The organism is Kitasatospora sp. NPDC001603 (genome assembly GCF_040298365.1).
GTDB lineage: Bacteria > Actinomycetota > Actinomycetes > Streptomycetales > Streptomycetaceae > Kitasatospora.
This window is the reverse complement of the sequence record NZ_JBEPAA010000029.1, coordinates 63,362-88,511: the sequence shown is the minus strand read 5'-3', so window position 1 is coordinate 88,511 and position 25,150 is coordinate 63,362. Positions and strand designations below refer to the sequence as shown.

The following is a 25,150-nucleotide window of genomic DNA, read 5'->3' as shown; positions in this document are numbered from 1 at the left end:
CTAGACCCCGGTGATGCGGCCCCAGACCTTGTGCAGGCCGGGACGCTCGGCCGAGGTGACGTCGCGCATGGTGTGCAGCCGGGCCCGCATCTCGTCGGTCGGGAACAGCAGCGGGTGCTCCGCCAGCTCGGCCTTCTCCCTGTCCCCGCTGTCCGCCAGCACCTCGCGGGCGGCCGGCACCGGGCAGATGTACTGCACGGCGGCGGCCAGCTCGGCGGCCACCTCGGGTCGGTAGTAGTGGTCGATGAGCAGCTCGGCGTTGGTCTTGTGGTCGGCCCGGTTGGGTATCAGCAGGCTCTCCGCCCAGAGCTCGCCGCCCTCCTCGGGCACCACGAAGGCGATGTCCGGGTTCTCGGCGGTGAGCTGGACGGCGTCACCGGAGTAGGCCTGGCAGGCCAGCGCGGCCCCCGAGGCCAGGTCGCTGGTGTAGTCGTTGCCCGTGAAGCGGCGGATGTGCCGGCCGTCGACCATCTTCTGGACCAGGTCCATCGCCCGGTGCGCGTCGTCCTCGGTGAAGGCCCCGATGTCGGCGCCGTACCCGAGCATCAGCAGGCCGAGCGCCTCGTCCAGCCCGGCGAACAGGGTGACCCGGCCCTTGAGGTCGGGGGCCCAGAGGTCGGCGGTCGACCTGATCTCGCGGCCCAGCTCCTTGCGGTTGTAGGCGATGCCGGTGATCCCGGACTGCCACGGCACGCTGCGCCGGCGCCCGGGGTCGAAGGCCGGGTTCGCCAGCTGCGGATCCAGCTGCGCGGTGACGTTGGGCAGGTTGGCGCGGTCCATCGCCTGCACCCAGCCGAGCGAGACGTACCGCCCGGCCATCCAGTCGCTGACCACCATGAGGTCCCGGCCGGGGTCGCTGCCCTGGGTGAGGACCGGGCCGATCTTCCCGAAGAACTCGTCGTTGTCGTTGATGTCCTCGGTGTAGGTGACCTTGATCCCGGTCCGCTCGGTGAAGGCGTCCAGGGTCGGCCGGTTGCCGTCGTCGTCGACGTCGATGTACTGCGTCCAGTTGGAGAACGCCAGCCGCTTCTCGCTCCCCGAGCGGTCGGGCGCGGAGCGGTGGTCCTCGGCCACGTAGGCGGACGGGATGCCGCAGCCGGTCAGGGCGCCGGCGCCGATCAGCCCGGCGGTGCCGAGCACGCCGCGGCGGGTGAGGGTGGTGCGGGACAAGGTGGGCCTCCGGGGCGTGGGACGGCCCCGGGCGCACGCGGGCACCCGGGGCCGTCCTGTCGGGTCTGGTACGTCGTCGGGCCACGAGCACGCCGGACTGTGTGCTGGTCGGACTGCCTACTGGTCGGACGGTCCGCCGGTCAGACGGTGTGCTCGTCGGTCAGCGACAGCACCTCGTCGAGCACGGCGAGACCGGCCTTGGCCTCCTCCTCCGTGACGGTGCACGGCGGGACGACGTGGAAGCGGTTCATGTTGACGAACGGCCAGAGCCCGCGCTTCTTGCAGGCGGCGGCCAGCTCGGCCATCGGCGCGTTGGCGGGGCCGGCCGCGTTGTACGGCACCAGCGGCTCGCGGGTGGCGCGGTCCTTGACCAGGTCCAGCGCCCAGAACACGCCGAGGCCGCGGACCTCGCCGATCGAGGGGTGCCGCTCGGCCAGCTCGCGCAGACCGGGGCCGATCACGTCCTCGCCGATCCGCGCGGCGTTCTCGACGATGCCCTCCTCCGCCATCGTGTTGATGGTGGCGACGGCCGAGGCGCAGGCCAGCGGGTGGCCCGAGTAGGTGAGCCCGCCGGGGAACGGCCGCTCGGCGAAGGTCGCGGCGATCTCCGCGCTGATCGCCACCCCGCCGAGCGGGACGTACCCGGAGTTGACGCCCTTGGCGAAGGTCAGCAGGTCCGGGGTGACGCCCCAGTGGTCGGCGGCGAACCAGGCGCCGGTGCGGCCGAAGCCGGCCATCACCTCGTCCAGGATGAGGACGATGCCGTAGCGGTCGCAGATCTCGCGCACCCCGGCCAGGTAGCCCGGCGGCGGGATCAGGATGCCGGCGGTGCCGACCACGGTCTCCAGGATGATCGCCGCGACCGTGCCCGGGCCCTCGAACGCGATCACCTGCTCCAGGTGCTCCAGCGCGCGCTCGCACTCCTGCGCCTCGTTCTCGGCGTGGAAGTTGGAGCGGTAGGCGTACGGGCCCCAGAAGTGCACGACACCGGAGACGCCGGTCTCGTTGGCCCAGCGGCGCGGGTCGCCGGTGAGGGCGATCGCGTTGGCGGTGGCGCCGTGGTACGAGCGGTAGGTCGCCATGACCTTCTGCCGCCCGGTGTGCAGCCGGGCCAGCCGGATGGCGTTCTCGTTGGCCTCGGCGCCGCCGTTGGTGAAGAAGATCTTGTCGAGGTCCCCGGGGGTGCGCTCGGCGATCAGCCGGGCGGCCTCGCTGCGCGACTCGACGGCGAAGCCGGGGGCGATGGTGCAGAGCTTCGCGGCCTGCTCCTGGATCGCGGCGACCACCTTCGGGTGCTGGTGCCCGATGTTGGTGTTCACCAGCTGCGAGGAGAAGTCGAGGTAGCGGTTGCCGTCGTAGTCCCAGAAGTACGAGCCCTCGGCGCCGGCCACCGCGAGGGGGTCGATCAGCGCCTGGGCGGACCACGAGTGGAAGACGTGCGCGCGGTCGGCGGCCTTGACGGCCTGGCCGGCAGCTGAGTCAGCGGTGGGGATGCTCATGCGGCAAGGCTAGGGAGTCACGGTGCCGAAGTGCAGGTTCATCCTGTCAGGCGGTCACCCGATCGGCCGACAGGATGACAAGGCGATGGGCCCGGGCCGTACCGACCCCGGGCCCATCGCCAGACCTGTGACCTGCTAGATCGCAGTCATGACGTGCTTCACCCGGGTGTAGTCCTCGAACCCGTAGGAGGAGAGGTCCTTGCCGTAGCCCGACTTCTTGAAGCCGCCGTGCGGCATCTCGGCGACCAGCGGGATGTGGGTGTTGATCCAGACGCAGCCGAAGTCCAGGCGGCGAGACATCCGCATGGCGCGGGCGTGGTCCTTGGTCCAGACAGAGGAGGCCAGCGCGTACTCGACGCCGTTGGCGTAGCCGACCGCCTGGTCCTCGTCGGAGAACTTCTGCACGGTGATGACCGGCCCGAAGACCTCGTTCTGGATGATCTCGTCGTCCTGGTTCAGCCCGGAGACGACGGTCGGGGCGTAGAAGTAGCCCTTGTCCCCGACCCGGTGGCCGCCGGCCTCGACCTTGGCGTGCGTCGGCAGGCGGTCGATGAAGCCGGTGACCTGCTTCAGCTGGTTGGCGTTGTTCAGCGGGCCGTACAGCACGTCCTCGTCGTCCACGCCACCGGTCTTGGTCTCGGCCGCGGCCTTGGCCAGCGCCTCGACGAAGGCGTCGTGGATCGACTCGTGCACCAGCACGCGGGTGGCGGCCGTACAGTCCTGGCCGGCGTTGAAGAAGCCGGCGACCGAGATGCCCTCGACGGCCTCGGCGATGTCCGCGTCCTCGAAGACCACGACCGGGGCCTTGCCGCCCAGCTCCAGGTGGACGCGCTTGACGTCCTTGGCCGCCGACTCGGCGACCGAGATGCCGGCGCGCACCGAGCCGGTGATGGAGGCCATCGCCGGGGTGGGGTGCTCGACCATGGCCTGGCCGGTCTCGCGGTCGCCGCAGATCACGTTGAAGACGCCGGCCGGCAGCTCCATGTCCTTGAGGATGCCGCCGATGATCTCGGCCAGCAGCACGGTGGAGGCCGGGGTGGTGTCCGACGGCTTCAGCACCACGGTGTTGCCCGCGGCGATGGCCGGGGCGAACTTCCAGACGGCCATCATCATCGGGTAGTTCCACGGCGCGACCTGGGCGCAGACGCCGACCGGCTCGCGGCGGACGATCGAGGTCATCCCGTCCATGTACTCGCCCGCGGCCTTGCCCTCCAGCAGGCGGGCGGCGCCGGCGAAGAAGCGGATCTGGTCCACCATCGGGCCGATCTCCTCGGAGAGGGTCAGCGCGCGGGGCTTGCCGGTGTTGCGGACCTCGGCGTCCACGATCTCGTCGGCACGGGACTCGACCGCGTCGGCGATCTTGAGGAGCAGCTTCTGGCGGGTGCTCGGGGTGGCGTCGCGCCAGACCGGGAAAGCGGCGTCGGCGGAGGCCATCGCGGCGTCGACATCGGCGGCGCCGGACAGCGGGGACGTCGCGTAGACCTCGCCGGTGGTGGGGTCCACGATGTCGAGCGTGCGGCCGTCCGCCGCATCGACGAACTCACCGTTGATGTAGTTGCGCAGCGTGCGAAGGTCGCTCACGGGTCTCTCCTCGGTCTGGGCCTGCGGCATTGCAGATTCCGGCGCCATGGTACGTCGGCGGATCCGCCGGGCGAAGGGCGCCGAGTGGCCGCGCCGGGCGCGGCGCGGTCCACTGTTCGGGGGAACGCGCGCTGCGCTGCGAAGCCGCGCGCGTACCGGACCAGGGTAGCCGTACGACAGCCGGTATCGACAGGACAACTTCGACACGGCAATGAAATCCGTACATGATTTCCAAGATCACGACGAAATCAGCAGCTCCCGCGCTTGCGAACAGAGGGCCGATCAGGCACAGTGGCGGCGTGGCCAACCGCGACCGGAACGCCAGCGTTCCCCTCGACGCCGCCTCCAAGGCGATCATCGAGCAGCTCCAGGAGGACGGGCGCCGCCCGTACGCCGCCATCGGCAAGGCCGTCGGCCTGTCCGAGGCAGCCGTACGGCAACGCGTCCAGAAGCTGCTCGACCAAGGCGTGATGCAGATCGTCGCCGTCACGGACCCGCTCACCGTCGGCTTCACCCGCCAGGCGATGGTCGGGATCCGGGTCGAGGGCGACATCGAGCCCGTCGCCGACGCGTTGGCCGCCCTCGACGAGGTCGACTACGTCGTCTGCACCGCAGGCTCGTTCGATCTCCTGGCCGAGCTGGTCTGCGAGGACGACGAGCACCTGCTCGAAATGATCAACAAGCGCATCCGCGCGCTTCCCGGCGTGCGGAGCACCGAGAGCTTCGTTTACCTGAAGCTCCGGAAACAGACCTACACCTGGGGCACCCGATGACAGCCGACCCGGCGCAGAAGGACCTTTCCAAGACCGCCTACGACCACCTGTGGATGCACTTCACCCGCATGTCGTCGTACGAGAACTCCCCCGTGCCGACGATCGCCAGGGGCGAGGGCACCTACATCTGGGACGACAAGGGCCGGAAGTACATCGACGGCCTCTCCGGCCTGTTCGTGGTGCAGGCCGGCCACGGCCGCGTCGAGCTCGCCGAGGCCGCTGCCAAGCAGGCCAAGGAGCTCGCCTTCTTCCCGGTGTGGAGCTACGCCCACCCGAAGGCCGTCGAGCTGGCCGAGCGCCTGGCCAACTACGCCCCGGGCGACCTGAACAAGGTGTTCTTCTCCACCGGTGGCGGCGAGGCCGTCGAGACCGCGTGGAAGCTGGCCAAGCAGTACTTCAAGCTGACCGGCAAGCCCACCAAGTACAAGGTCATCTCGCGTGCGGTCGCCTACCACGGCACCCCGCAGGGCGCCCTGTCGATCACCGGCCTGCCGGGCCTGAAGGCCCCGTTCGAGCCGCTGGTGCCGGGCACCCACAAGGCCCCGAACACCAACATCTACCGTGCCCCGGCCTTCCTCGAAGGCCCGGACGGCACCGTCGACCCCGAGGCCTACGGCCGCTGGTGCGCCGACGAGATCGAGGTGGCGATCCTCAACGAGGGCGCCGAGACCGTCGCCGCCGTCTTCGTCGAGCCGGTGCAGAACGCCGGTGGCTGCTTCCCGCCGCCGCCCGGGTACTTCCAGCGCCTGCGCGAGATCTGCGACCGCCACGACGTGCTGCTGGTCTCGGACGAGGTCATCTGCGCCTTCGGCCGCCTGGGCACCATGTTCGGCGCCGACAAGTTCGGCTACCAGCCCGACATGATCACCTGCGCCAAGGGCATGACCTCGGGCTACTCCCCGATCGGCGCCACGATCATCTCGGACCGCCTGGCCGAGCCGTTCTACAAGGGTGACAACACCTTCCTGCACGGCTACACCTTCGGTGGCCACCCGGTCTCCTCCGCGGTGGCGCTCGCCAACCTCGACATCTTCGAGCGCGAGGGCCTGAACCAGCACGTGCTGGACAACGAGGCGAACTTCCTCGGCACCCTGAACAAGCTGCGCGACCTGCCGATCGTCGGCGACGTCCGCGGCAACGGGTACTTCTACGGCATCGAGCTCGTGAAGGACAAGGTCACCAAGGAGTCGTTCAACGACGACGAGGTCGAGCGCGTGCTCTACGGCTTCCTGTCGAAGGCGCTCTTCGACAACGGCCTGTACTGCCGCGCCGACGACCGTGGCGACCCGGTCGTCCAGCTGGCCCCGCCGCTGATCTCCGACCAGTCGACCTTCGACGAGATCGAGCAGATCCTGCGGACCAGCCTCACCGACGCGTGGGCCAAGATCTGACGACCTGATCTTCCTTCCCCACCCTCCGCCGCAGGGCGGTCCCGCTCCCCGCGGGACCGCCCTGCGGCGTTTCCCGGACGATCTCTCGGACCAAACACGCCTGTTTCCGGGTGATTTGCCCCTGATGGGCCAGTGCGCCGCCACCGCGCCTGGCCCCGGTCGTTCTAATCTGACGACTGTCATATCCCTGCGGCCACCCAGGATGGAACCTCATGTCAGCGGCCCCGCCTGACAACGACGTGCTGTGGGCCCGGGGGATCGTCAAGTCCCATCACGGCACCCCCGCCCTGCGCGGCATCTCGCTCGGCGTCCGGGACGGCGAGGTGCTGGCGGTCACCGGCCCGCGCGGCTCCGGCAAGAGCACCCTGCTCGGCTGTCTCTCCGCCCTCATCCCGGTCGACGAGGGGGAGGTCTGGTTCAACAGCGCCCCCGTCCACACCCTCGGCCGGGCCGGCCGCGAACGGCTGCGCCGCGACCGCTTCGGCTTCGTCGGCTCCGAACCGCACCTGGTGCCCGAGCTGACCGCCCGGGAGAACGTCGCCCTGCCCCTGCTGCTGGCCGGCGCCGGCAACAAGGCCGCGTACACCGCCGCCACCGAGTGGCTGGAGCGGCTCGACATCGGCGACATCGCCCGGCTGCGGCCCGACCGGCTGATCCAGAGCCAGCGCCAGCGGATCGCCGTCGCCCGCGCGCTCGCCCCGCTGCCCCCGGTCGTCTTCGCCGATGACCCGACCGCGCCGCTGCACCGCGAGGCCGCCGACCAGATCCTGCGGATACTGACCAGCGCGGCCCGCTCGCACCAGCTCACCCTCGTCCTGGCCACCCACGACCCCGAGCTCGTCCGGTACGCGGACCGCGCCGTCGCGCTCGTCGACGGACGGCTGGCCGCCCCCGCCGCCCCCGTCCCGCGCGGCACCCCCGGACCGGCCGGAACCGCCGCCGCGCCGGGAGCCACCGGAGCGTCCGCCGTGTCGGCCACGCGCCGATGACGCCGCCCCGCCGCTGAAAGAGTCGACGTGTTCTATCTCCGTCTGGCCCGGGGCTACCGGGTGCCCGACCTCGGCCGCTGGCTGCTCACCGCACTGGCCGGCGCGGTCGTCGCCGCGTTCCTGCTGCGCGCCCTCGGCCGGGCGATGAGCGACCCGGCGGGCGGCGCCGACGCCGTCGCCCGGCTGCTCTGGTGCCTGCCCCCGCTCGCCGCGGTGGCCTGGTTCGCCGCCGTGGCCGCCCGCGCGGTACCGGCCCGGCGCCCCGAACGGATCACCGGCCTCACCGCGGCCGGCGCCGGCTCCGCCCGGATCCGGACCCTGATCGCCGGCGAGATCGCGCTCGCCTGCACCCTCGGCTCCGCGCTGACCCTGCTGCTCTTCCTGGTCCTGCGCAACGACATCGCCGGGCCCTCGCTCGCCCCCGAGGTCGGCATGGGCCTTCCGCTGCCGGCCGCCGCGCCCGTCACGCTGATCGCCCTGGTCCCGCTCACCGCGGGGATCGCGGCGGCCGCCGCGGTGCCGATCGCCGAGACCCTGCCCGGCAGGCGGCAGCCCGTACCGACCGGCTTCGGCCCCCTGCGGATCGCCCTGCCGGTCGGACTGGCCGTGATCGGCCTCGCCCTGGAACTCATCGCGCTGCGTCCCGGCGCCGCCGCCGACGGCCGCCCGATCCACCTGCCGGCCGGGCTCGGCTCCACCAGCACCGCCGCGCTGGGCGGCTGGGCGGCGAGCGCCGTCGGGCTCGCCCTGCTCACCGGCCCGCTGCTGTCCTGGACCGGAACGCTGCTCGCCGTCGGCCGGCCGACCCCGCTGCGGCTGCTCGCCGGACGGGGGCTGACCGCGCAGGCCCGCCGGCTCGGCCCGCCGCTGGCCGTGCTCACCCTGGCGGTCGCGGTGGTGCTCACCACCATCCGCTACTGGATCGGGGTGCCCGGCAGCGCCGACACCCTGCCCGCCGTCGAGGCCTGCCTGGTGCTGGGCTGCGCGGTGGCCGCCGTGGTGTCCCGACTGGCCGAGCTCCGCACCGCCCGCCGGGACGTCGCCGACGCCTTGCTGCGGATCGGCACCCCGCCCCGGTTGCTGTTCGGTGCGGTGGCCCTGCGGACCCTCGCGGTCGGCACCGTGCTGCTGGTCACCGGCGGGCTGACCGCCGCGCTGGCGGCCGCCGGTCTGCGCTGAACCGGCGCCCGCAGCGGGCCGGCGGGCCCGGCGGGGCCGGTCCGGTGTCTCAGCCCGCCGCGGCGAGCTGGCCGCAGGCGCCGTCGATCTCCTGGCCGCGGGTGTCACGGACGGTGGTGGGCACGCCGTGCGCCTGCAGCCGGCGGACGAACTCGCGCTCGTCCTCGGGCCGGGAGGCCGTCCACTTGGAACCCGGCGTCGGGTTCAGCGGGATCAGGTTGACGTGCACCCGGTGGTTCTTGATCAGCCGGCCGAGCAGGTCCGCCCGCCACGCCTGGTCGTTGATGTCCTTGATCAGCGCGTACTCGATGGAGATCCGGCGACCGGACTTCTCCGCGTAGTTCCACGCCGCGTCCAGCACCTCGGCGACCTTCCACCGGGTGTTGACCGGCACCAGCTCGTCACGCAGCTCGTCGTCCGGGGCGTGCAGCGACAGCGCGAGGCGGCAGGAGAGGCCCTCGTCCGCGAGGCGGTTCATCGCCGGCACCAGGCCCACGGTGGAGACGGTGATGCCGCGCTGGGAGAGGCCGAAGCCGTCCGGCGCCGGGTCGGTGAGCCGGCGGATCGAGGCCAGCACGCGGTTGTAGTTCGCCAGCGGCTCGCCCATGCCCATGAAGACCACGTTGGAGAGGCGGGCCTCACCGCCCGGGATCTCGCCCTCCTTGAGCGCGCGCATCCCGGCCGCGATCTGCTCGACGATCTCGGCGGTGGAGAGGTTGCGCGTCAGCCCGGCCTGGCCGGTCGCGCAGAACGGGCAGTTCATGCCGCAGCCCGCCTGCGAGCTGATGCACATGGTGACCCGGTCCGGGTAGCGCATCAGCACCGACTCGACGAGCGTGCCGTCGAACAGCTTCCAGAGCGTCTTGCGGGTGTTGTCGTCGTCGCACGACACGTGCCGGACCACCGACATCAGCTCGGGCAGCAGGCTCTCGGTGAGCTTCTCCCGGCTGGCGGCGGGGATGTCCGTCCAGCTCGCCGGGTCGTTCGACATCCGGCCGAAGTAGTGGTTCGAGAGCTGCTTGGCGCGGAACGGCTGCTCGCCCAGCTCGGCGACGGCCTCCTTGCGCTCGACGGGGCTCAGGTCGGCGAGGTGTCGCGGGGGCTTGGCGCCACGCGGCGCGACAAAGGTGAGTTCTCCGGGCTTAGGCATGGTTCATCCAGTGTCGCAGACGTTCGGACCTCGCCAGACGGTCGAGGGGCTCCGGACGCCAGGCGTCCGGAGCCCCTCGACGGCTCCCACCGTTCGGATCCGCCCGGCCGGCTCAGCTGCCGACGAAGGCCGCCAGCAGCAGCCAGACCACCGGCGCGGTCGGCAGGAGCGAGTCCAGCCGGTCCATGATGCCGCCGTGGCCGGGCAGCAGCGTGCCCATGTCCTTGATGCCGAGGTCACGCTTGATCATCGACTCGCCCAGGTCCCCCAGGGTCGCCACGACCGCCGCGCAGCCGCCCAGGACCAGGCCCTGCCACCAGCTGCCGCCGTCGATGATCAGCTCCATCAGCAGCGCGCCCGCCAGCATCGACAGGCCGATGCCGCCGGCCAGGCCCTCCCGGGTCTTGCCCGGGCTGATCGTCGGGGCGAGCTTGTTCTTGCCGAACTTGTAGCCCACCGCGTAGGCGCCGGTGTCGCTGCAGACGGTGACGATCAGGAACAGCACGATCCGCTGCGGGCCGTCGTCCGCCGCCAGCATCATCGCCACGAAGGTGGCCAGGAACGGCACGTAGAACGCGGTGAAGATGCCCGCCGTTATGTCCCTCAGGTAGTTCTCCGGCGGTTCGGCCATCCGCCAGACCATCACCGCCAGGCCGGTCAGCGCCAGCGAGGCCGCCGCCCACTGGACGCCGGCCCAGTACCCGGTGGCGATCATCGCGATGCCGCCCGCGACCAGCGGGACCAGCGGCGCCTTGATCTGCTTGCGCTCGGCCAGCCGGCTGGTCAGCTCCCAGATCCCGACCGACACGGCCGCCATCACCACGAACAGGAACAGCGCCTTCACCACGAACAGCGAGGCGATGATCACCGCGCCGAGGCCGACGCCCACGCCTATCGCGGCCTGGAGGTTGCGACCGCCGCGCTGCTTGCGGGGCTGCGGCTGCGGAGCGGGCTGGGCCACGGGTGTCTCCTGCCCTGGGTGGGACAACGGCACAGGGTGGGGCTGCCCGGCCGCCGGGTGGCTCTGCGGCGGCGCGGAGTACGCCGGGACGCCCGGGTACGGCGGGCCGCCGCGGCCGGGAGCCGGGGCGGTCTCGTCGGTGATCGCGCGCAGCACGACCGTCTCCGCCGCGCCCGGCACCGCCGTCCGGGGCTGTTCGTCCCGGAACAGCGGTCCGCTCAGCCGACCGGCCTCCCGGGTCGGCCCCTCGGCGGGGTCGGGCCCTGGGTCGGCCGGTACGGGGGGCATGACCTGAGTCTCCTCCGCGTCACCGCCCCAGTACACCGGAGGCTGCTGCGAGTGACCCGTTCGGTGGCCGGGGTCACCCGCAGCGCCCGGTGCGGCCGGCTGCGGCGCGTGCGCCGGCCGGTACGGGGGGTGCGGCTGGTACTGCTGGTGCTGCTGATCGGATGGGCCCCAGTAGCCAGGGGCGTCAGGGGCGTCGTTCATCAGACTTCGAGCAGCTCGGCTTCCTTGTGCTTCAGCAGCTCGTCGACGGCGGCCACGTACTTGGCCGTGGTGTCGTCGAGCTCCTTCTCGGCGCGACGGCCGTCGTCCTCGCCGATCTCGCCGTCCTTGACCAGCTTGTCGATGCCGTCCTTGGCCTTGCGGCGCACGGAACGGATCGAGACCTTCGCGTCCTCGCCCTTGCCGCGGGCGACCTTGATGTAGTCGCGGCGACGCTCCTCGGTGAGCTCGGGGAGCACCACCCGGATGATGGACCCGTCGTTGGACGGGTTGACGCCGAGGTCGGAGTCGCGGATCGCCTGCTCGATGGCCTTCAGCGCGGTCTTGTCGAACGGCGAGACGATCGCCATCCGCGGCTCCGGCACGGAGAACGAGGCCAGCTGGTTGATCGGCGTCACGGCGCCGTAGTACTCGGCCACGATCTTGGCGAACATCGCCGGGTGCGCACGGCCGGTCCGGATGGCGGCGAAGTCGTTCTTGGCGACCTCGACGGCCTTCTCCATCTTCTCCTCGGCCTCGAGGAGGGTCTCTTCGATCACTGTGTACTCCCTGTCCGGTTCATCTGCTGTTGTCCCGACCGGTGTCGGTGTCGAAGCCGGTCGCGGTGTGGCGGCCGCCGAACGCGGTGCCGGCGTAGCGACGCCGTCCCGTACGGCTGATTGCTGCTCAGGCCCGGACAGAATCCTGGCTGATGAGTGTGCCGATCTTCTCACTCTTCACCGCACGCGCGATATTGCCCTCCGCCAGCAGCTCGAAGACGAGCATCGGGAGGTTGTTGTCCTTGCACAGCGTGATCGCGGTGAGGTCGGCGACCTTGAGGTCGCGCGCGATGACCTCGGAGTACTCCAGCGCGTCGAACTTGACCGCGTCCGGGTTGGTCCGGGGGTCGGAGTCGTAGACGCCGTCCACGCCGTTCTTGCCCATCAGCAGCACGTCCGCGTGGATCTCCAGCGCACGCTGGACGGCCGTGGTGTCGGTGGAGAAGTAGGGCATGCCCATACCGGCGCCGAAGATCACCACACGGCCCTTCTCCAGGTGCCGGACGGCGCGCAGCGGCAGGTACGGCTCGGCGACCTGGCCCATGGTGATCGCGGTCTGGACCCGGGTCTCGATGCCCTCCTTGACCAGGAAGTCCTGCAGCGCCAGGCAGTTCATCACGGTGCCGAGCATGCCCATGTAGTCGGAGCGGGCCCGGTCCATGCCGCGCACCTGGAGTTCGGCGCCGCGGAAGAAGTTGCCACCACCGATGACCACCGCGACCTCGGTACCGGCGCGGACGACCGTGGCGATCTCACGGGCGATCGCGTGCACGACGTCCGGGTCGACGCCGAGCCCGCCGCCACCGGCGAAAGCCTCACCGGACAGCTTCAGCAGCACCCGGCGGGGCGAGCCGGCCTGGGGGTCCTGCGCGGTCTCCTGCGTCTCCTGCATGGACTTCTCCTTCTACACCTACTGGTTCACAGGCGCGGGTGTGCGGATCCCCGACCTGCGCGTACACGCGAGGAGGCCACTGCCGCGGGAACCGGTACGGTGTCCTGCACGGCAATGGCCTCCTCGTCGTTCATGGTGCCGACGCGGCCCGCCCATAGACGGATGACGCTGGGTGAGCCCGTTCGGCGCGTCCCTCCCGCCCTGGTCAGCGGGCGGGGGCGGTTCCCAGCCTAAACGTGCCGGGAGTCCGGTGGAACGTGGCTCAGGCGCCGACGCGGAAGCGGGCGAAGCGCTTGAGGGCGACGCCGTTCTCCTCGAGGACCTTGGCGACGGTCTTCTTGTTGTCCTTCGCGAAGGCCTGCTCCAGGACGGAGAACTCCTTCACGAAGCCGGTGACGCGACCCTCGACGATCTTCGGCAGGGCAGCCTCGGGCTTGCCCTCCTCGCGCGCGGTGGCCTCGGCGACGCGACGCTCGTTCTCGATGTCCTCGGCCGGGATGTCCTCGCGGGAGAGGTACTTCGGCGCGAAGGCGGCGATGTGCTGCGCGACGTCCTTGGCGACCTCGGCGTTCTCCTTGTCCAGCTCGACCAGGACGCCGACGGCCGGCGGGAGGTCGGGGCTGGTCTTGTGGAGGTAGACCGCGACGAAGCCGTCACCCGCGAACTGGGCGAAGCGACGGAAGACGATCTTCTCGCCCAGGGTGGCGTTGGCCTCGTCCACGAACTGCTGGACGGTCTTGCCGGGCTCGATCTCGGAAGCCAGCGCGGCGTCCAGGTCGGCCGGAGCGGACGCGGCGACGTGGGCGGCGATCGCGTCGGCGACCTGCACGAAGTTGTCACCCTTGGCGACGAAGTCGGTCTCGCAGTTGATCTCGACCAGAACGCCGGACTTCTTGTCCTCGGCGATCAGCGCGGCGACGGCGCCGTTGGAGGCGTCACGGCCCTCGCGCTTGGCGACGCCCTTCTGGCCCTTGATGCGCAGCAGCTCGACGGCCTTGTCGACGTTGCCCTCGGCCTCGTCCAGAGCCTTCTTGCAGTCCATCATGCCGGCGCCGGTGAGCTCACGGAGCTTCTTGACGTCCGCGGCGGTGAAGTTCGCCATGGTGTGAATCTCTTCTCGCGTCTCGCGTGTCTGCGTGGGGTTGTGCCGGGACCACTGGTTCGGTCCCGGCACGGGAGAGAGGGGCACTTACCGGTGTCGTACCGGCGAGTGCCCCTCACCCTTGGTACGTCAGGCCTGCTCGGCCGGAGCCTCGTCGGCGGCCGCGGCCTCGGCGGCGGGGGCCTCGACCTCGGCAGCAGCCTCGCCGGCGGGGGCCTCGGTGGCGGCGTCGGCGTCGGCGGCCGGAGCCTCCTCAGCCTTCTTCTCGCCCTCGATGAGGTCCTTCTCCCAGTCGGCCAGCGGCTGGTCGGCGCCCGGCTCGGCCTTCGCGTCGCCCTTGGCGACACCCGCGCGGGACTTGAGGCCCTCGGCGACGGCGTCGGCGATCACACGGGTCAGCAGGGTGACGGAGCGGATCGCGTCGTCGTTGCCCGGGATCTTGTAGTCGACCTCGTCGGGGTCACAGTTGGTGTCGAGGATCGCGACGACCGGGATGTTGAGCTTCCGGGCCTCGCCGACAGCGATGTGCTCCTTCTTGGTGTCCACGATCCAGACGGCGCTGGGAACGCGCTGCATGTCGCGGATACCGCCGAGGGTCTTCTCGAGCTTGGTGTGCTCGCGCTCCAGAACCAGGAGCTCCTTCTTGGTGAGGCCGGAGCCGGCCACGTCCGTGAAGTCGATCTCGCCGAGCTCCTTCATCCGCTGAAGGCGCTTGTAGACGGTCTGGAAGTTGGTCAGCATGCCGCCGAGCCAGCGCTGGTTCACGTAGGGCATGCCCACGCGGGTGGCCTGCTCGGCGATGGCCTCCTGGGCCTGCTTCTTCGTGCCGACGAAGAGGACGCTGCCGCCGTGGGCAACGGTCTCCTTGATGAACTCGAAGGCGCGGTCGATGTAGTTCAGCGACTGCAGGAGGTCGATGATGTAGATGCCGTTGCGCTCCGTGATGATGAAGCGCTTCATCTTCGGGTTCCAGCGGCGGGTCTGGTGACCGAAGTGGACGCCGCTCTCCAGCAGCTCCCGCATCGTGACGACGGCCATAGCCGTACTCCTAAGGTGTTGCGCCCGGCTCCGCGCAGTCGACGTGGTGGGTCGCGCGGTGGCGCTCCCCGCTCGGCGTCTGCGTACGGCCGGGTCAGGCTCGGTTTTGTCCGTGACAGTCAGGTGACAGCCACGCCTGACGCCCCGAACGTGCCGAGCCGCTTCGGCCCGAGTGGTCCGGAGACCCTTCGGGCTCGGCGGACCGAGCGGCACTCGCACCTGGCGGGGGCGGCGGCTGAGCCGCATCCGTCCACCGGTGGCGGGGCGTGCGAAGTCGACCCGGCGGACCGGGTCGCGTGTGAAGTGTACGGGAAGCGCCGAGCCGCGGGCGACTCCACAGGGACGGGAGGTCGGTGGGGAGACGGGCGGGGAAGCGGGAGGGAGGGCGGACGGGACCGTGCCGGGACGGCCGGTGGGGCGGTGGACGGGGGCAGGACGGCGGGGGCGGTGGGGCGGCCTGGCCCGGGCTGGGGTAGGGAGGCCGGGGGTGGGGGCGAGGGGGTGCGTGCAGGGGTGGGCGCGGGGGCGTGCTCGGAGGAGCTCGCGCCGGGGGTGCACTCGGGGCGCGTCACCCGTGGGAGGGATGGCGGCTGTCCACAGGGCCCGGTTGTCCACAGGAATCGGGGTGGGGCTGGTCGGGCTCGCGCACCCCGGAGAACCTCGGCGGCATGACAACCGCCCTGGAAGCCACCGCTCCGTTCGTTCCGCCCGTCTCCCCCGCCGCGCCGCCCGGTAGCACGTCGTCCACCACCGCGTCGTCCGGCGCCCTCAGCGGGGTCGGGGGCTTGTCGTCGCCCTCGCCACTCGGACCGGGGCCCGGACCCAACCGCCGGCTGCTGCTGCTCGCGCTTGTGACGGTGACGGCCCTGCTGCTGACCGTTCTGCCGGGGCCGGTGGGCCACGCCGCCGAGACGGCGGGGCACTGCTCGCGCGACTTTGTGGATGCCAGTGCCAGTGCCAGTTCCGGGGGCGGTGTCGGGGACAGTTCCGGGGGCGGTGCCGGGGGCGGCGCCGGTTCCGGGAGCGGCGCCGGTTCCGGGAGCGGACGGGCGTGGCCGGTGGGCGGTCCGGGTGGGCTGGTCAGGCGCTTCGAGGCACCGGCCACACCATGGGCCGCCGGACACCGGGGCGTCGATCTCGCCGCCACGGGTGGTGCGGACATCCGTTCGGCCGCCCCCGGGGTGGTCTCCTTCTCCGGCCTGGTGGCGGGCCGACCGGTGGTCACCGTCACCCACCCGGCCTCGGGATCTCCGCCGCTGCGGACCACCTATCTGCCGGTCACCGGGAGCCTCGCCACCGGCACCACCGTCACGGCCGGCGAAGTGATCGGGCAGCTCACCCCCGGTGCCGGTCACTGCGCCGGCCACGACTGCCTGCACTGGGGGCTGCTGCGCGGCGACCGGTACCTCGATCCCGTGGCCCTCTTCGGAGCCGGTGCGGCCCGACTGCTCCCGCTCGGACGGGGGCGCTGAGACCGGTACTCGGACGGGAGCGCCGGGACCGGCTCGGTCAGCTCCCGCCCAGGCCGTGCAGGGCGAGCGCGACCGCGGCGTCCGCGATCACTTCCTGACTCGGGGCCGGCCCACCGGTAGGACGCTGCTCGGCCTGCCGAACGGCGGCCTCCACGATTCCCTGGAGCAGCCCGGCAGCCAGCCGCGGCTGCTCGTGACCGAGGTCCTGGAGGGCCTGGACCACCAGGCCGACGAGCTTGCCGTGGGCCGCCCGGATCCGCTCGCGCGCCGCTTCGTCCAGCTCCAGCGCCGAGATCGCCGCCACCGCCCGGTGCCGAGGGTCCCCGGCCAGCGCGAGCTGACCTCGGACGTAGGCCTCGATCCGGGCCGCCGCGGTGTCGCAGCTCTCCATCCCGGCCTCGATCTCGGCCGCCCAGAGCGGGAAGTCGACCTCGCAGAGCAGCTCGACCACAGCGGCGCGGGAACGGAAGTACTCGTAGACCGAGGAGCGCGCCAGCCCGGTGCGCGCCGCGAGCGCGGGGAAGGTCAGGGCATCCATTCCCCCCTCGGTGAGCAGGCTGCGGGCAGCATCGAGGAGGGCTGCCCGCTGCAGCTGTCGGTGCTCGGCCAAAGTGGCCGCTCGGATCTTCGGCACTGTCCCACTGTACGGAGCCCTACACCCCGCCGATACGGCGCCGCGCATGACGGGGTGCGTGGAGGGGATCCAGCGGCGGGGCGGAAGCACCCCGCAGGCGGCCCGCAAGGGGTCGGAGCTGATGAACGATCGGGCGCCGGAGGGTCCGCTACCGGATGGCGGAGGGGCCGCTAACGGATGTCCGACAGCTTGGCTCGCAACTGCAGCACCGACTTGGTGTGGATCTGGCTGACCCGGCTCTCCGTCACCCCCAGCACCTGGCCGATCTCCGCGAGGGTGAGGCCCTCGTAGTAGTAGAGCGTGACGACGGTCTTCTCCCGCTCGGGCAGGGTGTTGATCGCCTGTGCCAGCAGTCTGCGCAGCTCCCGGTCCTCGGCCACCTCCACGGGGTTGTCCGCGCCGCGGTCCTCCAGGGTGTCGCCCAGGCTCGGCCGGTCCCCGCCCTCGCCCACCGGGTGGAGCAGTTCGTCCAGTGCCACCACGTTGGCGAGGGAGAGCTGGCTGAAGATGGTGTGCAGATCCTCGATCGCGATGCCCATCTCGGCCGCGACCTCGGGCTCGTGCGGTGTGCGGCGCAGCCGGGCCTCCAGGGTCGCGTACGTCCGTTCGACCGCCTTCGCCTTCTGCCGCACCGAACGCGGGATCCAGTCCAGGGCCCGGAGCTCGTCGATGATCGCGCCGCGGATCCGGCTGATCGCGTAGGTCTCGAACTTGATGGCCCGATCGATGTCGAACTTCTCGATCGCGTCGATCAGCCCGAAGACACCCGAGGAGACGAAGTCCGCCTGCTCGACGTTGGAGGGCAGACCGACCCCGACCCGGCCCGCCACGTATTTGACGAGCGGTGAGTAGTGCAGGATCAGCTGCTCCCGCAATCGCTGGTCGCCCGTCTCCTTGTAGGAGCGCCAGAGCGCTTCCAGCGCCGTGCGGTCGGAGCCGACGCCCGACTCCCGCCGTGGTGCCGGCGTCCCGACGGGAGCGGGCACCTCCGCGGGTGTGGACGTCTCCGCGGGTACGGGCGCGGCGTCCTGGCCCTGGGCCGGGCCGGGGACGGCGGCCACCTCGGGGGGGGTAGCCACCTCGGGGGCGGTAGCCACTTCGGACGTACCGGCCGCTTCGGAAGCGTCCGGCGGACCGGGCTCGTCCGGCCGACCGGCGTACGCGCCGGTGTGCGCCGGTCGGCCACCCTGCCGGGCAAGGGCCCCCATCGCACCCGTCGCCTTGGGCGGGAACTCGGTCACGGGGCGCCGCTCGGTCCGCGGCCCTCCCGAGGACCGGGCGCCACCGGTCACTCTGTGTCCGGGAATGTGTGTGGGCATGCGTTGGTCTGCGCCGTTCTGCCGAGTCATGTGCTGATAGGGAAGGCATGGCGAGCGTAGCGTGACCGACTCACTGCAATGTGCTACCGCCACTCGGTCGTCCCCCGATCCGGTGGCGTTCGTTTCGCCGGGGCCCGGCAGCGGGGGTGAATGCCTCGACCGGCGATTCACCGCCCCACCTCCCGCCGACGGCGGCGCACCCTGCCGCCTCCCGATTCGTCCTGATCCGCCCGATCGGTCACCGGCCACGCACCAGTCGCCAGTGGGCACCGTGCCGTTCCACGAAGCCGAGCGACCCCAACTCGTAGAGCCGGTGGAGCACTTCGTCCGGCGGGAGACCCGACTGCCGGGCCAGGCGCTCCACCGGCGCACCCTCCGCCGTCGCCGGCACCGCCTCCAGGACCCTCGCCACGACCGGCTCCAGGAGGTCCCTCGGCAGCACCGGCCCGCCGCGCTGGGGCGCGAGGTCGTCACCGATCGCGCCGATCAGCTCGGCGACCTCCGCCGCGTCGGTGACCAGCGTGGCGCCGCCACGAATCAGGGCGTGCACCCCGGCCGAGAGCTCCGACGTCACCGGACCGGCGACACCCATCGTGTGCCGGTTGAGGTCCCGGGCGCGTCTGGCCGTACTCAGCGCCCCGCTGCGCAACGCCGCCTCGACCACCACCGTCCCTCGGGTGAGGGCCGCGATCACGCGATTGCGCAGCACGAACCGGAACCGGTTCGGGTGCTCCCCCGGCGGAAGCTCGCTCAGCAGCAGTCCCTGGGAGGCGATCCGTCGGATCAACTGGGCGTTGCCCCTCGGGTAGGCCACATCGACCCCGCAGGCGAGGACTCCGATGCTCATCCCCCCGACGGCCAGCGCACCCCGGTGGGCGGCCGCGTCGATCCCGTACGCCGCGCCGGAGGCCACCACCCACCCGCGTTCGGCCAGTTGCGCCGACAGCTCCCCCGCGACGTGCGCTCCGTAGGCCGTGCAGGCCCGCGCACCGACGACCGCGACCGAGCGGAGTGCGAGCAGTCGCAGGGAACCCGTCCCGGACACCCAGAGCCCGAGCGGTCTGCCGGCTCCCAGGTCGTCGAGTTGGCTCGGCCATTCCGTGTCGCCCGGAATGATGAAGCGCCCACCGGCCGTACGCACTCGCTCCAGGTCCGTGACGGGGTCGACGTCGACCAGCCTGGCCCGGTAGGCGGCGAGCCGCTCCGCGTCCAGGCCCGGATGGTCGGGGACGGTGCCGTCCCGGATCGCCCGGACGACGTCAGCGGCGTCGAGCTGGGTGAGCCACCGGCCCAGGACTGCGTCGCCCGGTTCGCTGAGCCTGCTCAGCGCTGCCCTGGCGAGACGCTCGGGCTCGGCCTCCCGCCCGGCTTCGGAAGGGTGCTGAGGGTGGTTCATCGTCTGGTTCATGCTCAGGTCTCCTTGTCGCTCGGCCGCTGATCGGGTGTCGCGGCAGGTGGACCGGCACGGAGCAGCCGGTCGCCCTTCGGCCCGGCCGGCGGCAGCGGCTCGCCGCCGAGCCGGCCGAAGGAGCGCTCGGTCAACGGCAGCCCCTGCTCCACACCGGTGCGGAGCACCAGGGCCGTCCGTACGTCCCGCTGGTCCGGCCGCTCCCGCCCGGCGAGATCGGCGACCGTCCAGGCGACCCTGAGCACCCGGTCCAGGCCGCGGGCGGTCAGTAGACCGCGCTCCAGCTGTCGCGCGGCATCGTTCAGCGCGTTGGGGCCGAGCTGCCATCGGGTCCGCAGCTCATGGCCGGGCACTTCGGCATTGGTCCGCCACGGTGTGTGCGCCAGCCGGGCCGCCGCACGCTCCCGCGCGGCAAGCACCCGGGCCGCCACGGTCGCGGTGCTCTCCGCCGTGGTGTCCCGCTCCATCAGCTCGACCCTGGTCACCGGAGCGACCTGGACCTGGAGGTCCACCCGGTCGAGCAGCGGTCCGGACAGCCGCCCCTGGTACCGGCTGACCATCGCCGGAGTGCATTCGCACCCCTCGCCCCGCCGCGAGTACCGCCCGCAGGGACAGGGATTCGCGGCCAGGCAGAGCAGGAACCTGGCCGGCAGCCTGAGCGATCCCGCCGATCGGGCGATCACCACCTCCCCCGATTCGAGCGGCTGGCGCAGCGCGTCGAGCACCCTGACCGGGAACTCCGGTGCCTCGTCCAGGAACAGCACACCCCGGTGGGCCAGCGAGACCGCACCCGGTCGGGGCAGGCCGCTGCCGCCGCCGACGATGGCCGGCATGGTGGTGGAGTGGTGTGGTGCGCAGTACGGCGCGCAGTCGATCAGTGGCCGACCGGCCGGGAGCAGTCCGGCCACCGAGTGCACGGCGGTGACCTCCAGGGCCTCCTTCTGGGTGAGTGGCGGCAGCAGCGCCGGGAGCCGCTCCGCCAACATGGTCTTGCCCGCGCCCGGTGGACCTTTCAAGTACAGGTGGTGACCACCGGCGGCGGCGATCTCCAGGGCGCGTCGCGCCTCGTACTGGCCGGCGACGTCCGCCAGGTCCAGCCGGGCGGCCCGGTCGTCGGGCAGTCCGCGCACTCCTGCGGTGGGGAGCATCAGGCCGGCCATCAGGGGATCCGGGCGGCCGCTGATCGGGTCGGGCGGCTCCTCCGGCTCGGGTGCGCCGGTCAGGACGGCGACGAGCTGTCGCAGGCTGCGCACGCCGATGACGGTCACGCCCGGGACCAGGGAGGCCTCGGCGGCAGTCTGTTCGGCCACCACGACCCGCTGGTAGCCGGCATCGGCGGCGGCGAGCACGGACGGCAGGATGCCGCGTACCGGGCGCACCCGCCCGTCGAGCCCCAGCTCGCCGATGATCAGCAGTTCGGCGATGGAGGACGGATCCAACCGCTCGGCGGCGGCGAGGACGGCGCAGGCCACCGCGAGGTCGAAGCCGCTGCCACTCTTCGGTACCGAGGCGGGGCTGAGTCCGACGGTGAGCTTTCGCTGCGGCCAGACCTCGCCGCTGTTCACCAGGGCCGCGCGCACCCGGTCGCGGGCCTCGGAGAGGGCTTTGTCGGGCAGACCGACCAGGGTGAAGGCGGCGACTCCGGGCTCCAGATCGGCCTGGACCTCGACGATCACACCGTCGACGCCGACCAGCGCGACGGAACAGGTACGGGCGAAGGCCATCTCAGACCACCCCCCTCAGGTGGTCCACCGAGGCGGCACCCCGGGCCCGGTTGATGACGGCCACGAGGTCGATCCGGACGCCGCCGGGCGGCACGGGCGGCCACTGCGGGTCCGCCGGCGCGGGGCTGTAGCCGGGGCCGGCCAGCCTGGCGAAGTGGCCGGGCCAGCGCTCCGCCACCCAGCGCTCCGCCAATCGCTGGAGGCGGGCGGCCTTGGCCCGGTCGATGGCCTCGCTCGGCTGCTGGAATCCCCGCTCGGAGCGGGTCTTCACCTCACAGACGGCCAGGGTGTCGCCGTCGAGGGCGACGATGTCCAGCTCACCCTCGACGCAGCGCCAGTTGCGGTCCAGGATCCTGAGGCCGCTCTCGGCGAGCCGCCGGGCGGCGACCCGCTCCCCATAACGGCCCAGCCCGTTGTTCGTGCCGCGCTCCGGCAGGGCCTTCCCCGGACCGCCCCGCTCAGGACCGGCCTGCTCGGGAACGGCTCGCTCTGGACCGGCCTTCTCCGGGTCGGCCTGCTCCGTGCGCGGCGGAGCCGGCCCGTTTCCGAGCCCGGACAGCTCCGCCTGGTACTCCTCCGGCGCCCTCGCCGCCCTGCGCCGGGCCTGCCCACTCGGTCGGGCCTTGGGCGTCTCACTCTGCTTACGCGTGGTGCGCTTGGTGTCCTGCACGGTGACCACCTCCGACGCGGAGGTTTCCGTGCGACCCGGGACAGGGCCAGAGGGTTGCTATTTCCTGTGGATAACCCGGGCCTGTGGATAACTTCTGTCACTCGCAGGGGTGAGAATCCCGGGAAAGTCGAAATCCCCCTGGACACCGCGGGACCGAGAGGTCCAACGTCAGTTCCCGAACCCGGACTCGTCCGAGGGCAGCTCCAGATCGCTCTTCGCGAGCTCCTCGATGTTCACGTCCTTGAAGGTCAGCACCCGGACCTTACGGACGAACCGAGCCGGCCGGTACATGTCCCAGACCCACGCATCCGCCATCGACACCTCGAAGAAGACCTCGCCCTGGACCGAGTGCACCTGCAGCTCGTAGTCGTTGGTGAGGTAGAAGCGTCGCTCGGTTTCAATCACGTACTTGAACAGGCCGACGACGTCCCGGTACTCCCGGTAGAGCTTGAGCTCCATCTCGGTCTCGTACTTCTCGAGATCTTCGGCACTCATCCAGGCGTCCCCTCAACTTGTCACGTCCACCCATTGTGGACCACCGCACTCACCCTCAGAGCCTTACCGGCGTGACTGGCGGCCCCTCGGCCAGCAGTCGCCCCACGAATTCCGCCAGCCCGATCGGATAGATCGTTTCGGCGGTCTCCCCCAGCTCCTCGACCGTCCACCAGCGTGCCGCGAGCAGTTCGGCGTGCTCGTCCCTGCCCATCCTCGAATGATCGAGCACCGTCTCCACGGTCCGGGCCAGGTGGAACCACTGCTCCTGTTCGTAGCGCTGCTCCCGAAAGGAGTACGAAACCGTGTCGTACGCAACCACAGGCCCCAGGACCACGCCCCGCAGCCCCGTCTCCTCGGCGAGCTCGCGCACCGCGGCCTCGCGAATGCTCTCCCCCGGTTCCAGGCCTCCTCCGGGGGTGAACCACCAGGTGACGTCCGGCACCACCGGATCCGAGCCCCGGAAGAGAAGCAGGCGGTCCTGCCCGTCCAACAGCAGGATCCGTGAAGCCTTGCGGTGCTTGGCCGTCATCGCCGCCCTCCCCCCTCCCCTCGTTCGTCGGGCCGATCCCCTCGATCCTGCCACCCGGCGGGACCTGCCGGGGCGATGTTCGGCAGAGCGATCGGGCCACGGTCAACGGCGGTCGCGCCGCCGTCGGCGCCGGCTCGAACTGAGGCTGCGCCGCCGGCCGGGGCGGCGGCGCCCGTCGGAGCGGCGGCCGTGGCACCCGTCAAGCGGCGCGGCGGCGTCCCACCCGGCGGGCCGCACCGGCCGCCCCGCTCACCCCACAGGTCACGACGATCAGCGCCGCGCCTACAACGGTGGCGTAGAAGGCCGGCTCCAACGGTCCCGGCTCGCCGGCCCTCGGCCCACCGAGCGCGTCGAAGGCGGTGGTGCGGGCGAACAGACCCGTCCGGCCGAAGGGCAGGACGGTGGCCTCCACCCGGGCCTCCACCTCGGTGGCGGGGATCGTGCCGCCGTCGACCTCCAGGTGGAGGCGGGAGTCGAGCGACCCCTGCCGGTTGTCGCCCAGCAGGAAGAGCCGGCCAGGCGGCACGTCCACGCTGAACGCGCTCCCCTGCGGGCCCTGCGCCTCCAGGTACGGCTCTTCCACCGGCTTGCCGTTGACGGTCAGCCGTTGGTCGTCCCCGGTGGTCGCCACGGTGTCCCCGCCGACCGCGACCACGCGCTTGACCATGAGTTCACCGCCCCACGCCTGGTCGCGGAAGACCACGACGTCACCCCGGCCGACGTCCTTGCCGTCGATCTGCCGGGCGACGACGGTGTCCCCGACCTTGAGCGTCGGGGTCATCGAGCCGGTCGGAATGCCGTACGGCCGGTAGTCCAGCGCCATGACCACGAAGCCGCCGACCAGCAGGACCAGACCGAGCCCGATCAGCACGCCCTGCAGCACCGCGGCCGGCTTGGGCCGGGACCGTCCGGTCGCGGGCGGGCGGTCCGCCGTCGGTGTCGCGACACTGCTCATCGAAACCATCCACCCCTGCCTGACCCGGAACCGCTCATGGCACGCCGGGGCCACAGGCGGAAAACCCGGCGGGCCGTGGCACGTCCGAGCAGATTACTCGTCGGTACCACGGCCCGCGCAAGACCCGGGGGCGACCCGGTGGTGGTCAGGACCGCTTCGCGCGCTCCGACCGGCCCTTCAGCCGGCGCACCAGCGGAAGCAGGCCGACCGCGCCGACCGCGCCGGCCACGGGCGGAACGAACGGCACGGCCGCCGCCAGACCCTTCTGGTCGAAGGTGTCCGGCACCGGCAGCGTCGACCAGTGGTTGATCGGCCAGGCCACCACGAAGGCCCGTCCGATGACCTCGTCCACCGGAACGGTGCCGCCACCCGGCTGGTCCATGTGGAAGCGGGAGTCCAGCGAGTCCGCGCGGTGGTCACCCATCACCCAGATCCGGCCGTCCGGCACCTTCACCGGACCGAAGGGCTTCGTCCCACAGGGGGTGTTACCGGGGAACACATACGGCTCGTTGAGAGCGATCCCGTTGACCTTGACCGGCCCTTCGCCCTCGCACTCGACGGTGTCCCCACCGACCGCGATGACCCGCTTGATCAGGTCCTTCTCGTTCTCGGAGGGCATCAGGCCGACGAAGCTGAGCACGTCCTGCACCCCTCGCACGAAGGAGTTGTCGCTCTGCTTGGTGGGCTCGTCCGCCAGCCAGCCGCCCGGGTCGTGGAACACCACGACCTCGCCCCGCTCGGGCTCGGCTCCGAACCACGGGGTCAGCTTGTCCACCAGGACGCGGTCACCGACCTGAAGCGTGTTCTGCATCGACTCCGACGGAATGGAGAACGCCTGGACGAAGAAAGTCTTGATCACCAGCGCCAGGACCAGCGCGATGCCGATCAGAATCGGCAGTTCCTTCCAGAACGAGCGCTGCTTGTGCTCCTTGCCGCCGGCCTTCTCCTCCGACCCGTCGTCAGAGCTCACGTCGTCCCGGGCGTCGGAACCGTCGCCCGCACCACTGCCCTGCTCGTCCGCGGACTGAACCGCCGCGTCCTCCGCGGAACTCGAAGACACTGCGGACTCCGTCGACCGTTCCGCCCGATGACCGGAGCCCTCGGGCTCTCCGGCGCCTGAGCGGGCGCCGATCACCAAATCCCCCACAACGTCTCCTCCCAGCTGTGCGGACG

The 25,150-nt window shown here is 71.6% G+C and carries 23 protein-coding genes; 5 read left to right on the top strand and 18 right to left on the bottom strand.

All coding sequences use genetic code 11. The annotated features are described in order from the left end of the window. The 3 genes from ABT263_RS19810 to ABT263_RS19800 all read right to left on the bottom strand — a co-directional run bounded on the left by ABT263_RS19810 (nt 1) and on the right by ABT263_RS19800 (nt 4,280). Entirely contained in the window at nt 1-1,170 is a 1,170-nt protein-coding gene (locus tag ABT263_RS19810; RefSeq protein WP_352291675.1) for a polyamine ABC transporter substrate-binding protein, read from the bottom strand. A gap of 140 nt (nt 1,171-1,310) precedes the next feature. Beyond that, nucleotides 1,311-2,669 (bottom strand): aspartate aminotransferase family protein, encoded by a 1,359-nt coding sequence (locus tag ABT263_RS19805; protein ID WP_329489789.1) that lies wholly within the window; start codon nt 2,667-2,669, stop codon nt 1,311-1,313. Between the two features lie 135 nt (nt 2,670-2,804). Then, the gene (locus ABT263_RS19800; protein ID WP_352291673.1) at nt 2,805-4,280 is read right to left on the bottom strand and encodes a gamma-aminobutyraldehyde dehydrogenase; all 1,476 of its coding nucleotides are present in this window, start codon (nt 4,278-4,280) and stop codon (nt 2,805-2,807) included. Between the two features lie 269 nt (nt 4,281-4,549). Here ABT263_RS19800 and ABT263_RS19795 point away from each other — a divergent pair, with 269 nt between their 5' ends. The 4 genes from ABT263_RS19795 (at nt 4,550) to ABT263_RS19780 (ending at nt 8,582) form a co-directional block, all read left to right on the top strand. Continuing rightward, entirely contained in the window at nt 4,550-5,023 is a 474-nt protein-coding gene (locus ABT263_RS19795; RefSeq protein ID WP_030306695.1) for an Lrp/AsnC family transcriptional regulator, read from the top strand. Next, nucleotides 5,020-6,414 carry an aspartate aminotransferase family protein gene (locus ABT263_RS19790; protein WP_329489787.1) on the top strand — a complete coding sequence of 465 codons (1,395 nt, stop codon included), beginning with the start codon at nt 5,020-5,022 and terminating at the stop codon, nt 6,412-6,414. The genes ABT263_RS19795 and ABT263_RS19790 overlap by 4 nt, the downstream gene beginning before the upstream one ends. 212 nt (nt 6,415-6,626) lie before the next feature. After that, nucleotides 6,627-7,403, top strand: a complete 777-nt coding sequence (locus tag ABT263_RS19785) for an ABC transporter ATP-binding protein (protein ID WP_352291671.1) — start codon at nt 6,627-6,629, stop codon at nt 7,401-7,403. Nucleotides 7,404-7,430: 27 nt separating this feature from the next. Continuing rightward, a complete protein-coding gene (locus ABT263_RS19780; RefSeq protein ID WP_352291669.1) occupies nt 7,431-8,582 on the top strand; it encodes a hypothetical protein in 1,152 nt (383 codons plus the stop codon). 49 nt (nt 8,583-8,631) lie between these two features. Here the strand turns inward: ABT263_RS19780 and rlmN are convergent, their stop codons facing one another. The 6 genes from rlmN to rpsB all read right to left on the bottom strand — a co-directional run bounded on the left by rlmN (nt 8,632) and on the right by rpsB (nt 14,771). Continuing rightward, nucleotides 8,632-9,732 (bottom strand): dual-specificity RNA methyltransferase RlmN, encoded by a 1,101-nt coding sequence (gene rlmN / locus ABT263_RS19775; RefSeq protein WP_329489784.1) that lies wholly within the window; start codon nt 9,730-9,732, stop codon nt 8,632-8,634. A gap of 112 nt (nt 9,733-9,844) precedes the next feature. Then, nucleotides 9,845-10,981 (bottom strand): phosphatidate cytidylyltransferase, encoded by a 1,137-nt coding sequence (locus ABT263_RS19770; RefSeq protein ID WP_502885824.1) that lies wholly within the window; start codon nt 10,979-10,981, stop codon nt 9,845-9,847. Nucleotides 10,982-11,181: 200 nt separating this feature from the next. After that, nucleotides 11,182-11,739: a ribosome recycling factor gene (gene frr, locus ABT263_RS19765; protein ID WP_329489782.1), complete on the bottom strand. Its 558-nt coding sequence runs from the start codon at nt 11,737-11,739 to the stop codon at nt 11,182-11,184. Between the two features lie 127 nt (nt 11,740-11,866). After that, nucleotides 11,867-12,631, bottom strand: coding sequence for a UMP kinase (gene pyrH, locus ABT263_RS19760; RefSeq protein WP_329489781.1), 765 nt, complete (start codon nt 12,629-12,631; stop codon nt 11,867-11,869). Nucleotides 12,632-12,893: 262 nt separating this feature from the next. Beyond that, entirely contained in the window at nt 12,894-13,733 is an 840-nt protein-coding gene (gene tsf, locus ABT263_RS19755) for a translation elongation factor Ts (RefSeq protein ID WP_329489780.1), read from the bottom strand. 129 nt (nt 13,734-13,862) lie between these two features. Then, nucleotides 13,863-14,771: a 30S ribosomal protein S2 gene (gene rpsB / locus ABT263_RS19750; protein WP_352291665.1), complete on the bottom strand. Its 909-nt coding sequence runs from the start codon at nt 14,769-14,771 to the stop codon at nt 13,863-13,865. Nucleotides 14,772-15,829: 1,058 nt separating this feature from the next. Between rpsB and ABT263_RS19745 the strand changes: the two genes are divergently transcribed. After that, nucleotides 15,830-16,243 (top strand): M23 family metallopeptidase, encoded by a 414-nt coding sequence (locus tag ABT263_RS19745; protein ID WP_352291663.1) that lies wholly within the window; start codon nt 15,830-15,832, stop codon nt 16,241-16,243. A gap of 37 nt (nt 16,244-16,280) precedes the next feature. Here the strand turns inward: ABT263_RS19745 and ABT263_RS19740 are convergent, their stop codons facing one another. The 9 genes from ABT263_RS19740 to lepB (ABT263_RS19700) all read right to left on the bottom strand — a co-directional run bounded on the left by ABT263_RS19740 (nt 16,281) and on the right by lepB (ABT263_RS19700) (nt 25,124). Next, entirely contained in the window at nt 16,281-16,853 is a 573-nt protein-coding gene (locus ABT263_RS19740; protein WP_352291695.1) for a TetR/AcrR family transcriptional regulator, read from the bottom strand. A gap of 194 nt (nt 16,854-17,047) precedes the next feature. Then, nucleotides 17,048-17,938: an RNA polymerase sigma factor WhiG gene (gene whiG, locus ABT263_RS19735; protein WP_502885826.1), complete on the bottom strand. Its 891-nt coding sequence runs from the start codon at nt 17,936-17,938 to the stop codon at nt 17,048-17,050. Between the two features lie 496 nt (nt 17,939-18,434). Further along, nucleotides 18,435-19,604, bottom strand: coding sequence for a DNA-processing protein DprA (gene dprA / locus ABT263_RS19730; RefSeq protein ID WP_352291661.1), 1,170 nt, complete (start codon nt 19,602-19,604; stop codon nt 18,435-18,437). Between the two features lie 2 nt (nt 19,605-19,606). Beyond that, nucleotides 19,607-21,328 (bottom strand): YifB family Mg chelatase-like AAA ATPase, encoded by a 1,722-nt coding sequence (locus ABT263_RS19725; RefSeq protein WP_352291659.1) that lies wholly within the window; start codon nt 21,326-21,328, stop codon nt 19,607-19,609. 1 nt (nt 21,329) lies between these two features. After that, nucleotides 21,330-21,998: a YraN family protein gene (locus tag ABT263_RS19720; protein ID WP_352291657.1), complete on the bottom strand. Its 669-nt coding sequence runs from the start codon at nt 21,996-21,998 to the stop codon at nt 21,330-21,332. A gap of 168 nt (nt 21,999-22,166) precedes the next feature. Beyond that, nucleotides 22,167-22,493: a DUF2469 domain-containing protein gene (locus tag ABT263_RS19715; RefSeq protein WP_030056781.1), complete on the bottom strand. Its 327-nt coding sequence runs from the start codon at nt 22,491-22,493 to the stop codon at nt 22,167-22,169. Nucleotides 22,494-22,548: 55 nt separating this feature from the next. Then, a complete protein-coding gene (locus ABT263_RS19710) occupies nt 22,549-23,022 on the bottom strand; it encodes an NUDIX hydrolase (RefSeq protein ID WP_352291655.1) in 474 nt (157 codons plus the stop codon). Nucleotides 23,023-23,221: 199 nt separating this feature from the next. Further along, the gene (gene lepB, locus ABT263_RS19705; protein WP_352291653.1) at nt 23,222-23,977 is read right to left on the bottom strand and encodes a signal peptidase I; all 756 of its coding nucleotides are present in this window, start codon (nt 23,975-23,977) and stop codon (nt 23,222-23,224) included. 145 nt (nt 23,978-24,122) lie between these two features. Beyond that, nucleotides 24,123-25,124 carry a signal peptidase I gene (gene lepB / locus ABT263_RS19700; protein WP_352291651.1) on the bottom strand — a complete coding sequence of 334 codons (1,002 nt, stop codon included), beginning with the start codon at nt 25,122-25,124 and terminating at the stop codon, nt 24,123-24,125. Nucleotides 25,125-25,150 lie beyond the last annotated feature (26 nt).

Bases quoted from the DNA above. Each gene is read 5' to 3' on its own strand.
- rlmN (WP_329489784.1), bottom strand. From the start codon at position 9,732: ATGCCTAAGCCCGGAGAACTCACCTTTGTCGCGCCGCGTGGCGCCAAG.
- dprA (WP_352291661.1), bottom strand. From the start codon at position 19,604: ATGAACCAGACGATGAACCACCCTCAGCACCCTTCCGAAGCCGGGCGG.
- ABT263_RS19725 (WP_352291659.1), bottom strand. From the start codon at position 21,328: ATGGCCTTCGCCCGTACCTGTTCCGTCGCGCTGGTCGGCGTCGACGGT.
- rpsB (WP_352291665.1), bottom strand. From the start codon at position 14,771: ATGGCCGTCGTCACGATGCGGGAGCTGCTGGAGAGCGGCGTCCACTTC.
- lepB (WP_352291653.1), bottom strand. From the start codon at position 23,977: ATGAGCAGTGTCGCGACACCGACGGCGGACCGCCCGCCCGCGACCGGA.
- ABT263_RS19800 (WP_352291673.1), bottom strand. From the start codon at position 4,280: ATGCCGCAGGCCCAGACCGAGGAGAGACCCGTGAGCGACCTTCGCACG.
- ABT263_RS19715 (WP_030056781.1), bottom strand. From the start codon at position 22,493: ATGAGTGCCGAAGATCTCGAGAAGTACGAGACCGAGATGGAGCTCAAG.
- pyrH (WP_329489781.1), bottom strand. From the start codon at position 12,631: ATGCAGGAGACGCAGGAGACCGCGCAGGACCCCCAGGCCGGCTCGCCC.
- ABT263_RS19790 (WP_329489787.1), top strand. From the start codon at position 5,020: ATGACAGCCGACCCGGCGCAGAAGGACCTTTCCAAGACCGCCTACGAC.
- tsf (WP_329489780.1), bottom strand. From the start codon at position 13,733: ATGGCGAACTTCACCGCCGCGGACGTCAAGAAGCTCCGTGAGCTCACC.
- ABT263_RS19785 (WP_352291671.1), top strand. From the start codon at position 6,627: ATGTCAGCGGCCCCGCCTGACAACGACGTGCTGTGGGCCCGGGGGATC.
- ABT263_RS19805 (WP_329489789.1), bottom strand. From the start codon at position 2,669: ATGAGCATCCCCACCGCTGACTCAGCTGCCGGCCAGGCCGTCAAGGCC.
- ABT263_RS19770 (WP_502885824.1), bottom strand. From the start codon at position 10,981: ATGCCCCCCGTACCGGCCGACCCAGGGCCCGACCCCGCCGAGGGGCCG.
- ABT263_RS19710 (WP_352291655.1), bottom strand. From the start codon at position 23,022: ATGACGGCCAAGCACCGCAAGGCTTCACGGATCCTGCTGTTGGACGGG.